We start from the raw sequence: 15,142 nt of genomic DNA on the forward strand, positions 1-15,142 counted from the left end.
ACGACCCGGTAAATCAGGCTTCTTCGCGTCCCGTTACTTACTGTCGAACAAGCTTTTCATCAAGCTCAGTCCGCAAAGCAGCGAAAAGTAAAAATAACCTTCCTGGGACGTTACATCCATATATAACGAGTAATAAGGCATGTTCAGATACAGGCTCAGCACCGGATAAAGCATTAAAATCAAGCTTGGGATGAACACGAAAAAGAATAATGGCCGAATAAACGCCCTCCGGTTCGGCAATCCGCCAAGCAAGCTGACGTATGCGCCCAGCACGAGCCCGTACAGTATATTTCCCAGCAAGCCATAGCTGATCTCGTAAAACTCCTGCGTTTTGTGCTCCATCATCGAAACAAAACGGTTACCGTAATACGCCAATACAAGCGCCCCGATCGTCCAGAGCAAATAATAAAAATAGCCTTTGGTTTTGTTCATGCAACCTTCCCCCTCCATCCCCATTACGCGAACCCTGCCATTAGAATTTTTTCGGGCTTTCGGTCATTCCTGCTTTGACCCGCTTCAACTGGGCGACAATGATGACGCTGATGACGACGAGCAGAAACCAGGAGCTGATTTTGCCGATATGCACAAGCCGCCACACTCTTTCCTGATCCGGGTAGCTCCACGCTCCAAGAAACGTCGATATATTTTCCGCGATCCAGATGAAAAAGCCGATCAGTAAAAATGATACCGTCAAAGGCATCCAATACGTTCTTCCGAGCACCGAAAAGTAAACCTTGGTCCGCCAAAACACCACGACAAGCAGCGCCGTCAACACCCATCTGAAATCCCAGGTATAATGATGCGTGAAAAAGTTAAAATAAATGGCCGCGCAAAGCAATACGGTATACACCGCCCGGGGCCAGCCGGTCATCCGCAGCTCCATTCTACGCCACGCCTGACAGATGTAACTCGCCACGCTTGCATACATGAAGCCGCTGTACAGCGGCACGCCGAACACCTTGCTCCACCCCGCTTCAGGGTACGACCATGACCCCATATGTACTTTATAAAGCTCAAGGCCAAGTCCGATCAGGTGAAATACGCAAATGACCTTCAGTTCATCGACGGTTTCCAGCTTAAAGACAACCATGCCGGCTTGGGCGAGCAAACAGATCAGCAAGATCAGGTCATACCGGTGAATGCCCGGCACTTCCACGATTTTCGTTAAAGCCAACGTCCCGAATATAATGACCGGAAAAATACAGGACAACGCTTGCAGCCACGCAAACCGAAACAAGCTGCGGATAAATTTCATAGCCCCTCCCAGATCGTGTTCATTTTATATAGTCACGGAAACCTGTTTTCCATTCCATACTCTCAAATTTTAGCACATCAACGATCCATCCGGCACTACGTTAAGCCGCGGCCAAATCCGCAGCCACTCCTTCTTCTTTATCCGGTTTACAAAAATTTGGCGATCGCGAAAATACGGACTTTGCCGTACCTTTAACCCTACCAGGTCATCCAGTCCGAAGGGAGCGATAAGCTCCACGTGATGGTCCTGGTCCAGACGGGCGCCGATCGCCGTCGCCGTTTCCGGCCAATGCCGCATGGCTTCTTCCACCGAACGGTACGGGGCGTCCCCGTTTTTCAAATGCATCCGGGCCTGGTTTTTAACGGACCAGTTCAAGCCGGGATGTCGCCGCCGCAGCAATTCGTCATAAGCTTTTTCCGCCTCTTCTTTTAAGCACTCTGGATCGTAATACAGCACGTCGACATCATGGAGCGGAGTTCTGGCGGTATAGCCGTGCAGCACATCCCATACAAAATTCCGGATATAACCTGCAGCGATGCATCCCTGTGGAAGCCCAAGCTCCGCAACCGCCCTCAGATCGGCGATCATGTCCGGCTGGCCGGCAATCGCTTGGCGAAGCTCGGCGGCATTCGTGATCGTATTTCTCTTCATTCAAAAGCACCTCCGGTCTTTTTTTCGTCTAACGAAACGGACAAACCTTATTTGCCTCAAAATAATGGATTTATTAATCTAAGGGAAACTCGTATCCTTATTGACTGATTTCAGCCGCGTTTTTCTAAAAAACCGGGACAATAAGAATCCGCTGTTTCGTTAGAATGGGAAATGCCGGGAAATAAAGGGAAGAACGTTTCTCAGTTTCCTTAGCTGTACGGAACAAAAAATGCGGCTATATCCACGCATCAAATCATGGACATAGCCGCGCCACTTACATTCGATTCATCGATGTCCCGATGGCTTCAAGAATTTGCCGAAAGCAGGTCAGCCCGACTTCAACGCCTTATCCTTCGGCAGGAGCACCGTCAGCAAGCCGATCAACGGCAGATAGGAACTAAGCTGCATAATGAACATAATCCCCCATTGATCCGCAAAATGGCCTAACAATGCGGAACCGAGTCCGCCGAGCCCGAAGGACAAACCGAAGAACAAGCCGGAGACCAGGCCGACCTTTCCCGGCAACAGTTCCTGGGCATAGACGACGATAATCGAAAACGACGAGGACATGATGAACCCCGCCAGCACGACGAGTACGCCGGACCAGAACAGATTCGCGTACGGAAGCAGCAGCGAGAACGGCGCTGCGCCGAGAATCGACAACCAGATGATGTTTTTGCGTCCGTACCGGTCGGCCATCGGGCCGCCGAAAAACGTCCCGACCGCGGCGGCTCCAAGGAACGCAAACACATACCACTGAGCCGCGCTTTTGCCGACCCCGTAGTGATCCATCATAAAAAAGGCGTAAAAACTTGAAATGCTGATCGAGTACACGTTTTTGGAAAACAGCAGCAGGATCAGCACGCTGATCGCGAGGCCGATTTTCCCTTTGCTCAGCCCTCCGCGCTTCGGCTTGTCCGCTGCAGCAGATTTCCGCGGTTTGGGGCGAACGCCAAGCGAGGCATACCACCTGGCGACGAAAAACTGGATGATGATGGCCGCCACAGCGGCGAAAGCGAACCAGGCCACGCTTCGTTGTCCAAGAGGTATAAAGATCAGCGCGGTCATGAGCGGTCCCAACGATGTACCGATATTCCCGCCGACCTGGAAAATGGATTGCGCCAAACCGCGCCGTTCCCCTGCCGCCAAATAAGCGACCCGGGACGATTCCGGGTGGAAGATCGACGACCCCAGTCCGATGGACGTCACGGCGAGCAGGATCAGACTATATTCGGGCGCGAAAGCCAGCATCACGACGCCGATCAGGGTAAAACAGACGCCCAGCGGCAATATGTAGGGACGAGGCCGAATATCCGAGTACAGACCGACGAGCGGTTGAAACACGGAGGCGGTCATATTCATCGCAAAGGAGATCCAGCCGATCTGGCTGTAGCTGAGCGCAAGCGAATCACGCAGGATCGGGAATAGTGCGGGAATGGCCGATTGCATCGTGTCGTTCAGCAAATGCACCATACTGATCGCAAACAGGATCGGATACACCGTCATGGCTTGCGCGGTGGTGGTGGATCCCGCAGCCGTTTTGTTCATCTTTAGAAATTAAAGTTGTCCGGATCCGAGCCGAACCGCTTATTCAGATTCAGTCCGTCGATAGCCGCAATATCTTCGGCGCTGAGTTCAAAATCGAAAATATCGCCGTTTTCGATGATACGGCTTTCCGTGACCGATTTCGGAATCGTCACGACGCCCACCTGAACATCCCACCGCAAAATCACCTGTGCCGCGGATTTGCCGTATTTTTTGCCGATCGAAACAAGCGTTTCATGATTCAAAAGATTGCCTTGTCCAAGCGGTGACCATGCTTCCAGCTGGATTCCCTTGTCTTGGCAGTATTTCAGCAGTTCCTTTTGCGTCAGCTGCGGATGCAGCTCGACTTGGTTGACCGTCGGAACAACTTCCGCGTCGGCCAGCAAATCTTCCAGGTGGTGAATTTGGAAGTTGCTCACGCCGATCGCGCGGACTTTGCCTTCTTTATATACCTTTTCCAAAGCGCGCCAGGTGTCTTTATATTTGCCCTTCACCGGCCAGTGCACGAGGAACAGGTCGATATATTCCAGGTTCAATTTGTTCAAGCTGGTTTCGAATGCCTGCAATGTCGTTTCATAGCCTTGATTGGAGTTCCACACTTTCGAGGTGACGAAAATCTGCTCGCGCGAAAGACCGTTCTCCTCCATCGCCTCGCGTACCGCGCGGCCGACGCCTTCTTCATTGTTGTAGGCTGCCGCGGTATCAATGCTGCGGTATCCGGCGCGAATCGCCGATTTCACAGCGCGGACCACTTCCTCTCCTTCCTGGGCCTTGTAAACTCCCAAACCAAACCATGGCATCTCTACTCCGTTGTTAAGCTTCACTGTGTCCTGCAAACTTTTTGGCATGAATAAGTTCCTCCTTAGGTTAGGTTGATCCCGAGAAAATGTTACCAATCCTATTATGACTGACATCGGCGGAAATTTAAAGTTCTGCGGATAAGCATGTATTGTTGACTCGCTTTAGTACAAACGGCACTTCCGAATATTTTCCCGCAGCTCCTGTATCTCGCTTTTTTCCATTTTCCAACATGCGTTTGAACCCGTAACGATATCGTTCGCCGCCTCCTCGGGGATCACGCCTTCTATTGCAAGACACCAGAGCATCCGCAAAATATACTTGTCCATCGGCCGGGTAAACGTAGCCATCGCATAGGCGTCCACCCGGGACGACAATTCCACGAACCGTGCATAATCCTGCTCCCGGTAAGCCCGGATCAAATCGCTCTGGATATTCGGATAGGCGGCTCCCAACCCGACCAGCGCGCCGGTTGCGCCGCACATCAGGGAGTAGCCGAACATCCGGTCCTCGCCGGTGATCAAAAGCCGGTCCGAAAATTCGCCGGTGACCAGTCGCGACAAATGTTGCAGTGTCATTACGCTGTCCAAGGCGGCCGACTTGATGCCGATCACCGACGGCATGGCGAGCAGCTCCCTTATTACGGAATCGGAGTAATTGAGCCCCCCCGCTTCTTCGTACAAGTAAAAGAGGATGATCGGCAGTCCCAAAGCCGCCATTTCCCGGTGGTATTCGATGATGGCAGCATCCCTTTCGGAAGACTTCAACGTTTTGAAAATGACCGGCGGGAAGACCAGCAGCGCATCGGCGCCTCCGGCCTTCGCCTCCTCGCCCATCGCCAGACTAGCCAGCCTCCATTTTTCGGTTTGCCGATTACCATCCCCGGATAACAAAGGATCCGGCAGCGCTCCCGCCCCGGCGATCAACAGCTGGTCCGGGCGAAGATGCGTTTTCCAGGAGAGCAAAAGGTGCCTGCGCTCCTCCGCGGTCAAGTATAACCCTCTGCCGGTATGGACCCAAACCGCGACCCCTGCGATGTTTTGCCGGGACAAATATGCCGCATAATCCGCCTGTGCCTTGGCGTGAATCCGCCCGTCCGCAAATCTCGGTACGGGAACAGCCGGGATCAGGCCACCCCGAAGGGCTTTCGCTACCTTTGCTCTTCGTTGCTCCAACGTCATGGTCATGATCCTCTCCTTCCATGATTGGCAAGATCAAATTTCGGGCTGCCGCAAAAACCAGTCTCGTCCGCGTTCACGATACCAGGACGTCACGTGAGAATATCTGGTGATGCCGGAGGAATCCACGATCTCCTCGGCCGCCCGTAAATGCAGCATCCAAAGGATGAGTCCGTGCTCCGGGTGGAAGTACAAATCATGAAGCGCCCGTGCCGTTTTGGATCCCTGCCGCATCGCATATGCATAGCTCGGCTTTTGAAATAGCGTATGCATCTGGAGACTTTCCGCTCCGCGCAGCGCATATTCAAGCGCCATTTTGCCCGACCCGATATTGCCCGTTCCGGAAACCGGCGGCATAGGGCCTCTGATACGCCCCTCCAATTCGAGCTTTCGCAGTGACGTGAGGATGCGCAAATTACGGCGGCTGAGATCCGGCCCTCCATACGCCGCCCCTATTTTCCCCGAAAACCGGCGATCCCGGTCATAGAGTCTATTGGCGTATACGATATAGTCCGGGCATGACTTCCCTTCCTCGATCAGCGCCCGGATGAGTTTAAGTTGAAATTCGTCGTCAAAAACCGAATTCATCAGCTTGACGCCAAGTACGAGATCGCCTTCGGGGATCTGCGTCCGGATCCGGTGGGGTACCTCGCGCAGCCAGCGGAGCACCGTATCCTGCTGCCTTGCCTTGGTGGAACCCGCGAGGGTCGGACTGAAGTCTTTTTCCATTTGCAAAGGTCCCGCGTTCCCGCCTTCTTTCCAGGCTTTATAAAGCTGGAGCGTCGTATGGCAGTATTCTTCCATGCGAAATTCCTGCTCCTCCGGACCCGGAAGATGATATTTGCAGGACGGAACGATGACGGTTCCGGTACTGCGGCCAATTTTAAGCGCGGCCTGCATAAACTCCAGATAATCCAGGATAGTGCCGTGCCATCCACGGCCTGCCCAGGTGACATTCCAGCCGGGTTCTCCGGTTTCTTTCCCCGTGATCGTATCGACGATCATCCGGGTTTCCTTGACCGCCCAGGCCTCCATGGAGCGTGTGCCATCGGCATTTTCCGCAATGACCGTTTTCAACACGACAAAACCGAGCCCGGCCTCCGCGTCGTCCTGAACCTGGCGGATATTTAACGACAATTGCCCCGACGCTTTGCCGAACGGATTCCGAATGGTTTTCGGACCGTAGCGGGACGATACGTCGAGGCTATAGGTTTCGAGCAAGTACTGTTCTATCCCGTCCGGAAGCCCGGCACGGAACCGTTCATAATCGCGCGCGATGCGCATGACATCCACGGAGGAAACCCGCGGACGATCGGGCAGGATCAGGCCGTTGTTCAACATCTTCATCTCCCCCATGAAGATTGTATTCCACAGCCGGGTTGATCTGTCCTGCCCTGAAGCCCTATTTTTTTGATAAACAAAATAATGACCTTCTGCACGATTCATTTACGACCTTTCGCTCACGATCTCCGAAGACATTTAAACCTGTATGATTTATCGTACACATTTTGCGTTTTGGCTGCTACAGGGGCGTTTCTGTATGATTTTTCATACACATTTCGCACTTTGGTTGCTATGGGAGCGTTTCTGTATGATTTATCGTACACATTTTGCGTTTTGGCTGCTACAGGGGCGTTTCTGTATGATTTATCGTACACATTTCGCGTTTTGCTCGCTCTGGAGACTTTTCTATACGATTTTTCATACACATTTCGCGTTTTGGCTGCTATGGTAGCGTTTCTGTATGATTTATTTTACACATTTCACCTACGCCACTGCATGGGGCATTAAAATCACTCATACCGGACTCAGCCTAGTTCTGCACTGCCCTCTCCGTCAAAAAACGCCGCGCAAACTCTGCGAGGAACGCCGCGCCGTGTTCCAGCGCCCGTTCGTCGATCGTCATTTGCGGATGGTGCAGCGGATAGTCGCCGAAGCCGGAGCCCCGCGCCCCGACCAGGAGAAAAGCGCCGGGCACTTTCTCCATGTAAAAGGCCATGTCCTCGCTCGTCATCGGCGTGCGGTCGAGCGGGACAATCGCCTCGGGGCCGAACAGGTCCCGGAGGCAGACTTCGGCGCGCCGGATCAGGCCGGGGTCGTTCACGGTCGGCGGGTAGCCGAATTCGTAGCCGACCTCGGCCCGGGCGTTCAGCCCGCCGGCGACCGCTTCCGCCAGCGCGGTTATTCGGCGCTGCATTCGTTCGCGCGCGCCCGAGTTTACGGCGCGCACCGTGCCACGGACCTCCACCCGGTCCGCGATGATGTTGGGCAGGCTGCCGCCGCGGATCGTTCCCATGCTGAGCACGATGGGCTCGGCGGGATCGGTCTCGCGGCTGACCAGCGCCTGCAGCGCCGTGAGCACGTGCGAGGCGGCGAGAATCGCATCGACGCCCTGGTGCGGGGCGGCGCCGTGCCCGGCACGGCCATGGACCGTGATGTCGACATGATCCATGCTCGCCATCACGGTCCCGGCTTTGACGCCGAAGCGGCCGGCCGGAAGATCCGGCCACAGATGCAGGCCGACGATGCCGTCCACGCGCGGCGATTCCAGCACGCCGGCCTCGACCATATGCCGGGCGCCGCCCAGCATTTCCTCGGCCGGCTGAAAAATGAACTTGACCGCCCCGCACAGCTCCTCCTGCGCGGCGGTCAGCAGCCTGGCCGCGCCGAGCGCCATCGTCATATGCCCGTCATGGCCGCAGGCATGCATCGCGCCGTCATGCCGCGAAGCAAAGGGCAGGCCCGTCGCCTCCGTCAACGGCAAGGCGTCCATATCCGCACGAATGGCCAAACACGGTCCCGGCCGGCCCGTGTCGAACAAGGCGACGACCCCCGTTCCCGCCACGCCCCGCTTCACGGGCAAGCCCAGCGCTGACAAATATTCGCCCACAAAGTCCGATGTCTTCCATTCCTTGAACCCCAGCTCGGGAATTTGATGAAGCTCGCGACGCATTCTCACAAGCTCCTCCCCCAAGCTGGCCGCCGCTTCCCGAAAGTTGACTCCACTCTTACCCATCATGAGCTTCCTCCAAATTCAGCGTATAAATTTGTCTCGGACGGCCCCGCCCTGCGGGCTGCTCCTCTCCCACGATGCTGGCCATTTCGTACTTTTCGAGCGCGGCCATAATGCGCCGGGCGCTGCGAAGCGTGATCCCGAACCCTTCCGCCAGCTGGGAGGCCGTGAATGTCGAAGTCCCTAAACGCCGGCACAGCGATAATAATTTGTTGATCGTGCCGACGCTGAGTCCGACTTTTTTGGCGATGGAAATCAGCTCCGGATTTTCGCTCCTCGCGGAATATTCCAGCGTCAAGTCGGACCCGAGAGGACCGTGGACGATGCCGTCCTGCATAATGAGGTAACATTTGCCGCCGCCCCCGGATTTCGCTTTATACAAAGCCTCCTTCGCTTTTCCCTCGGCTTCGTTGGCCGTACGGCCGATCCCGATTCCGATGCTCGCGTTCCATTGCAGCCGCTCCATGATTTCCAGCAACAGCGGAGCATCCTGGAATTTCCGGGTCACTTGCTCGATAATGCCTCTTGTCGTAATGAAAGAAACCTCATCCGAGTCGCTCCATTTGATCAAAGCCTGGGTCTCTTCGCCGAAGTCGACCAGAATTTGCTGCAAAATGATCTTTTTGCGCTGGATGTCGTATTCGGATGAGGCTTCCTTCGCCATCTTGGCGAAATTGTCGATATTTATGATCCCGATTGCGATCTGAGTGCTGCTCAGCCTGAGGCTTTTCCCCTCCAAAAGAGCGCGGTTCAAGCAATCCCGGATTGCGGAATGGGTGGGAACTACGCGATAGGCGGGAACGCCGAGCTCGATAAGCTGCCGATAGACCGATGTCACGCAGGTTACGGTAATATTTACGCGCCCTTGACGCCAAAGATCGGCGTGGAACTGGACCAGTTCTTCGTTCGTCATCCCGGACTCGTACGGTTTCACATGCATTTCCTCCACCGGCAATCCGAGCTCGCGCAGCGGTTCTTCGACCTCATTGACTTGCAGGACGTCCACGCTGATCCGAAGTCCGTCCTCAAAAGACTGGATCCCGTTGCGGTATAATTCGAACAACACTTTATACAGCGCGGTTCCGGAATAAAATACATGCACCATCGGCTTGCTCTCGGCACCCGCCAATGCGATCCGGTACGGGATCGGGCCCGTGAAGAGCAATATATCCGCCTGGTCCGCCACTTCCCGGATGACGTCCGGTGTTTCCCGCTCGTGGCGATACGGCGCAGGCAGCATTGTCATTTCCGCGAAAAACGAACCGAAATCCAGCACGGTCTCGACTAAATCCCGGGGTCCAATTACCGCGACCCGCAGCTTGATCGTCATGTTCACCGCCCCCTGCCCTTGAGGATGAATGGTTAACTATCAGCCCTTAAACCAGCTTCCAACCTTTTTTGCCTGGTTTTCTATATATTCCTTTACTTCCGAAAAAGAGCGTTTGGTGTTCAGCACGACCTGATCATAATCCCCCATGTACTCAAACGAAATCCAGCCCCGGTATCCGAGATCGAGCAGTTTTTGCAGAATCGGCGCATGATTCGCATCGCCCTGCAGGACGGGAACAGCCTGGCTTTGGCTCCAGTCCTGATGGTTCCAGCGGTAATCTTTGAAATGGACATGGTCGATCCAGGGAAAAAACTGTTCCAGTACCGGTACGGGCTCCAAATGATCCACGAACAAATTGAACCCGTCGAATATCAGCTTCAGCCCCTCTCCACGGACGTCCCGCAGCAAGGCCGTAAGGCTTTCGGCCGTATCGGCAAGCGTGTTGTTATGGATTTCGACGGCCAATTGAACCTGTTTTGTCAGGCATATCTCATGCGCTTTTCCCAATCCATCGATGACGCCGTCCCATTCCAGGGCAAGCGCGGCTCTGGAAGCCCGGTGCCCGGCAAACGTTCTGATCCGCGGACAGCCGAGCTCCGCCGCCCATTCCGACGCCCTGCCGATCCTGGCCAGTTCCGCCCTGCTTTCCTCCGGTCCTTTTGAAAAATACGTATATTCGCTGATTGCGGAAACTTCAAGGCACCGCTCGGCAAGCAGCTTTGTCAATCCGGCCGCCGTTCCCCCGCGCCCTTCATATTCGTCCAAATGACCTGCCCAGAGTTCGACGCCCTGCAAACCGACATCCTCCGCCAAAGAAAGTACGGCTTCCAGCCTTTCCTGCTTAAAACCCGTAGAACAAAGGCTAAATTTTATATCATGGAACATGCCGCTCCACCCCCGTCTCGTCCGAAAGATAAACGGCCTCGAGCGCGGCGATGACCGATCTGGCGTACTCCCCGCTGCTGTCCGGCTCCCCTCCGCTTTGGATCGCCTGCAGCAAATCTCTGAATTGCAGAATAAACGGGTCTTCGCAAGGAATCGGCTCGACTTGCTCATACCGGTTTTCACGGCTGATCCACAGCCCTTTGGCCGAGACCAATCGCGCCATTCCCTTCGAAAAGATGAGTTCCGTCTCATCCTTGGCGACACCCTCGTATCCGGACTGGATGATGACTCCGGCAAGCCCGCTGTCGGTCTGCAAAAAGACGCACCCGCTTCCTTCCACGTCGCCTTTCGGCCCTTCGAAGGTGACCGATGCTTTCACGCTCCGTACGCGGCTGTCCGTCAACCACTGAATTTTGTCGATGGAGTGGGCCCCGAGATTCATCAAAATGCCGCCCCCGGCCTTCCTCTTCTCCAGGAACCATTCCGGCCTGCTTTCCGCGTAATAAAAAAGATGGCGCGTATCGTGAATCGCCAGCAGCTTGCCGAGTTCCCCGCTTCGGATCAGTTCTTTCGCCTGAAGATTGGCCGGCCAGTAATGCTGCGTATGACCGACCATCAGCTTCACGCCCGATTCGGAAACGGCTTGCAGGATTTCGTCGCATTCCCGGACGTTGAGCGCCATCGGTTTTTCCAACAGGAGGTGGCACCCCTGCCCCGCGCACCATACCGCACAGGAAACATGCAAATGATGCGGCAGAGCGATGACCGCTATATCCGGTTTCTCCCGGAGCACCATCTCCTTATAATCCCGGTAAAAAGCAATCCCGTACTCCTCCGCCAGCCCCCTCCCCTTGCGGTCGTCCGTATCGGCGACCGCGGCGGCGTCCAGTTCATTCGTTTGCCGGATCGCATCCAGGTGATTGCGGGCGATGATCCCCCCGCCGATCATAACGACACGGTAGCTCATCGAATTCCTCCTTCCATCGAACATGATCGTTTGCCTTCGCCCGGCTTCTTCCGCCTACTTAATCCCTGCGGAGTTACTGCCCTTTGCACAATTTCCTCGGTTACTTTATACCTGCGGAATTGCTGCCCTGCACAAAGTATTTTTCAGCGAACAGGAAGACGACCAGGATCGGAACTAAGCTCATTAGCGCTGCGGCAACCATATACTGTTCGTTGCCGGACCATTGACCGGCCATGGAGAGAATGCCGATCGGCAGGGTGAAGTTTTCCTTGGAGGTCAAGAAGATCGCCGGCGCCAGAATTTCATTCCATTTGGACATGAAGGTAAAAACCGCGAGTGTCGCAAATGTCGGTTTGCACATCGGGATAAAGATGCGCCAATAGATCTGGAAAGGATTACAACCGTCCAGCTTGGCCGATTCCTCATAGTCCTTCGGAATAGCGAGGAAGGCCTGCCTCATCAGGAAAATGCCGAAAGGCGCAGCCAGCCATTCGAGAAGCCAAAGCGGCGTGAGCGTATCCAGCATATGAAGCGATTTGAAAATGACGAATTGCGGGATGATCAGCACGACCGGCGGGATCATCATCGTCCCAAGGACCACGAGAAACAATGTGTTTTTCAGCGGAAATTTCAATCTGGCAAAGGCATAAGCCACCATCGAACAGGATACGAGCGAGCCGATCACGGACAGGACGGTAATGATCGCGCTGTTGGACGTGTACAGGCCGAAGTCGCCCAGCTTCCAAACCTCGGCGTAATTTTTCCATTCCACCGGGTTCGGAATCCATTTTGGCGGGAAGCTCGTATACTGTGCGTAGGTTTTCAAAGAGTTGAAAATCGTCGTGAGGAACGGCATCACCATAATCAAAGAACTGAAAATGATGACGACATACCCGGTGATTTTGCGGGAACGGTTCAGCTTCATGCCGGGAGCCTCCTTTCCTCATTCATAGTGAACCCATTTTTTCTGAAGCAGCATTTGAATGACAGTGAGCAGGAACAAAATAACGAACAGCACCCAGGCAATGGCCGATGCGTACCCCATCCGGAGGAACGAGAAGCCTTCCTGGTACAAATAAATCATGAGAACAAGGCTCGCCTTATTCGGGCCGCCGGCCGAAGAAGCGTCCATGGCGCCGCCGGTCATCACGTAAATTTGTTCAAACGCCTGAAACGTCGAAATCGTACTCATGATCAACACGAGAAACGTCGTGCCGGAAATGAGCGGCATCGTAATGTTCAGAAATTTACGGAACGTTCCGGCCCCGTCAATTTCCGCGGCTTCGTAAACTTCGGAGGGCACGTTTTGCAGGCCGGCCAAATAAATGACCATGATATAGCCGATCCCTTTCCACACGGCGATCAACACGAGCAGCGGAATGACAAGATGCGCGTCCTGAAGCCATTTCTGCGGATCAAGGCCAAGCTTTAACAGCAAGGCGTTCGCGAATCCGAACCGCGGATTGAAAATGGCGTCAGCCACATACAGGATCACCGTCCACGAGGAAATGACGGGCAGAAAATGAGCCAGCCGGAACAGCTTTAATGCTTTCAGTTTTTGATTAAGCGCCACGGCCAGGATTAACGCCAGGATCGTTTGGAGCGGAACGAACAAAATCGTAAAGTAAACGGTATTCCAGAGCGCTTTCCAGAATACCGGGTCATGGGCCAGCTTCGTATAGTTCTCAAACCCGGTCCACTTGGGAGGATTCAGAATATCGTATTCCGATAAGCTGAAGTACAAGGAAGCGAGCAATGAGCCGAGCACAAAAACGACAAAATGGACGAGATAAGGGGCCACCATCAATAGTCCCCACTTACCTTCGCTGTTCAGCCGCTTTTTCCGGATGTTGACCGGCGGATTCGTTCGCGTTTTCCCTGATGTGACCGTTTCCGTATTTCCTACCATGCTCATCACACCTTTTGTTGACGTTTTGGAAAGCAGGGCTCCGTCTCCTTTTAAGGCGAAGCCCTTCCGCTTATCGTGCTACCTCTTCTACTTATTTCTTATAGAAATCGTCCAATACTTTTTGCACCTCGGTGTGCGCTTGTTTCATGGCCTGGTCGACCGGAATTTCCCCTTCGAACGCCCGGTTGATGTTATCGCCGAACTTGCCGACCCATTCGCTCCAGACGGCGTTGACGTCAAGCGTTCCGGCAAACTCGAAGCTGTCGAGGAAGGCTTGCTTGTTTTCCGGCTTTCCGCTCAGGAAGTCCGGCGAGTTGGCCACCGATTTTTTCACCGGCACCGCTTCGCCCAGCGACGCCCATTCCTTCTGAGCTTCATCATCGGTCGCCCAGAATTTTACCCATTCCCAGGCCGCATCGCCCTTAGCACCTTCGGCCTTCTTGTTGATCACCCAGGAATTCGCGATCACCGGGGAAAACCGCTTGCCTTCCGGCCCTTTCGGCAGCAGAGTCACATCATAGTTCAGATCCGCCGCATTGGCGTCGATCGTCCGGGCGTATATGCCGATCCGCATTGCGGCGGCTTTGCTCGGGAAAGGCGCCATATTGCTCTGGAAGCTCTTCAAATCGGATGGGGTCGGCAGCAGTTCCCGCTGCATCCCGTCGACGATCCAGTCCAGCGCCTGTTTGTTTTCCGGCGAATCGATGACCGATTGGGTCAGCGTTTCGTCGAGAACGCCCCCGCCGTACGATTTCAGTACCGTCATCCAGCCTTCCGTAATGCTGAAGAACGTAAGCCCGTACTGGCTAACTTTGTTTTTGTCGAAGCCCGGATCCGTCGCATATTTTCCGCTAGTATCCTTCGTCAGTTTTTCGGCGGCGACCTTCAGATCATCCCAAGTCCAATCGACGGTCGGATACTCCACCTTCGCTTCGTCAAACATGTCTTTGTTATAATAAAGCACCGCGATCTGGATACCCTGAGGCACTCCCCAGTACTTGCCGTTTGCGTCTTTATTGAAATCAAGTCCGTAATAGTCGTCTTTGTTCAAATCTTTTTCGATGAGGGAAGTCAAATCTTTCAGAACGCCGCGCTCCGCGTACTTGGGAACGAGCACTCCGTCGGACAGCCAAAGATCCGGCGCGCTTTCGGCCGCAATCTGGGTGTCGAGCTTCTGGAAAAATTGATTATACGGAGAAGATTCCGTTTTGATCTTAATATTCGGATGTTGGCTTTGGAACTTATCGATCAGCTCCTGCATTTTTGCATCCGTTTGCGCGGAGGAGTAGTATCCGAGTCGGAGTTCCACCTTTTCTCCTTCTTTTTTCGCCGGCGTTTCCGTAGCTGTTCCCTTATTGCTTTCGGCGGGCTCTGCCGTCGTGCCGCTGTTTCCTCCCCCGCCGCCGCAAGCCGCAGCCAGCATCGCAAACACCAGCAAAATACTGAATACATACGTTCCCCGCCAATTCAACTTACCTTTCATGGATTGACCCCCTCATAGATGAAATGTCCACAAAAAATAAAGCGTTTACAAATAGATGATTATCAACGATATCTTTCGGTATTTGTGGCGAATTTGTGAACTTATACTAAAAGTACGGTATCCGCCTT

General features: G+C 54.2%; 14 protein-coding genes. All 14 read right to left on the reverse strand.

Annotated features, from left to right (window positions below):
* Positions 1-33 precede the first annotated feature (33 nt).
* Positions 34-432, reverse strand: coding sequence for a hypothetical protein (locus ACSFXJ_RS14570; protein ID WP_435921062.1), 399 nt, complete (start codon positions 430-432; stop codon positions 34-36).
* Positions 433-472: 40 nt separating this feature from the next.
* Positions 473-1,255, reverse strand: coding sequence for a DUF817 domain-containing protein (locus ACSFXJ_RS14575; protein WP_435921063.1), 783 nt, complete (start codon positions 1,253-1,255; stop codon positions 473-475).
* Positions 1,256-1,324: 69 nt separating this feature from the next.
* Positions 1,325-1,906: a nucleotidyltransferase family protein gene (locus ACSFXJ_RS14580; RefSeq protein ID WP_435921064.1), complete on the reverse strand. Its 582-nt coding sequence runs from the start codon at positions 1,904-1,906 to the stop codon at positions 1,325-1,327.
* 327 nt (positions 1,907-2,233) lie between these two features.
* Positions 2,234-3,454 carry an MFS transporter gene (locus ACSFXJ_RS14585; protein ID WP_435921065.1) on the reverse strand — a complete coding sequence of 407 codons (1,221 nt, stop codon included), beginning with the start codon at positions 3,452-3,454 and terminating at the stop codon, positions 2,234-2,236.
* A gap of 2 nt (positions 3,455-3,456) precedes the next feature.
* Complete coding sequence (locus ACSFXJ_RS14590) at positions 3,457-4,299, reverse strand: aldo/keto reductase (RefSeq protein WP_435921066.1); 843 nt, start codon at positions 4,297-4,299, stop codon at positions 3,457-3,459.
* 114 nt (positions 4,300-4,413) lie between these two features.
* Positions 4,414-5,436, reverse strand: coding sequence for a dihydrodipicolinate synthase family protein (locus ACSFXJ_RS14595; protein ID WP_435921067.1), 1,023 nt, complete (start codon positions 5,434-5,436; stop codon positions 4,414-4,416).
* Positions 5,437-5,463: 27 nt separating this feature from the next.
* Complete coding sequence (locus ACSFXJ_RS14600) at positions 5,464-6,768, reverse strand: hypothetical protein (protein WP_435921068.1); 1,305 nt, start codon at positions 6,766-6,768, stop codon at positions 5,464-5,466.
* Positions 6,769-7,240: 472 nt separating this feature from the next.
* Positions 7,241-8,380: a M20 metallopeptidase family protein gene (locus tag ACSFXJ_RS14605; protein WP_435921069.1), complete on the reverse strand. Its 1,140-nt coding sequence runs from the start codon at positions 8,378-8,380 to the stop codon at positions 7,241-7,243.
* Between the two features lie 55 nt (positions 8,381-8,435).
* Entirely contained in the window at positions 8,436-9,770 is a 1,335-nt protein-coding gene (locus ACSFXJ_RS14610; RefSeq protein WP_435921070.1) for a transcriptional regulator, read from the reverse strand.
* Positions 9,771-9,809: 39 nt separating this feature from the next.
* Positions 9,810-10,655, reverse strand: coding sequence for a sugar phosphate isomerase/epimerase family protein (locus ACSFXJ_RS14615; protein ID WP_435921071.1), 846 nt, complete (start codon positions 10,653-10,655; stop codon positions 9,810-9,812).
* The gene (locus ACSFXJ_RS14620; protein WP_435921072.1) at positions 10,645-11,622 is read right to left on the reverse strand and encodes a Gfo/Idh/MocA family protein; all 978 of its coding nucleotides are present in this window, start codon (positions 11,620-11,622) and stop codon (positions 10,645-10,647) included. Before ACSFXJ_RS14620 ends, ACSFXJ_RS14615 begins: the two co-directional genes overlap by 11 nt.
* A 100-nt stretch (positions 11,623-11,722) precedes the next feature.
* Positions 11,723-12,547 carry a carbohydrate ABC transporter permease gene (locus tag ACSFXJ_RS14625; protein WP_435921073.1) on the reverse strand — a complete coding sequence of 275 codons (825 nt, stop codon included), beginning with the start codon at positions 12,545-12,547 and terminating at the stop codon, positions 11,723-11,725.
* An 18-nt stretch (positions 12,548-12,565) separates the two neighbouring features.
* Positions 12,566-13,531, reverse strand: coding sequence for a carbohydrate ABC transporter permease (locus ACSFXJ_RS14630; RefSeq protein ID WP_435921074.1), 966 nt, complete (start codon positions 13,529-13,531; stop codon positions 12,566-12,568).
* 91 nt (positions 13,532-13,622) lie between these two features.
* Positions 13,623-15,014 carry an ABC transporter substrate-binding protein gene (locus ACSFXJ_RS14635; RefSeq protein ID WP_435921075.1) on the reverse strand — a complete coding sequence of 464 codons (1,392 nt, stop codon included), beginning with the start codon at positions 15,012-15,014 and terminating at the stop codon, positions 13,623-13,625.
* Between the last annotated feature and the right edge of the window lie 128 nt (positions 15,015-15,142).

This window comes from Paenibacillus salivarius (assembly GCF_051307165.1).
Classification (GTDB): Bacteria; Bacillota; Bacilli; order Paenibacillales; family Paenibacillaceae; genus Fontibacillus.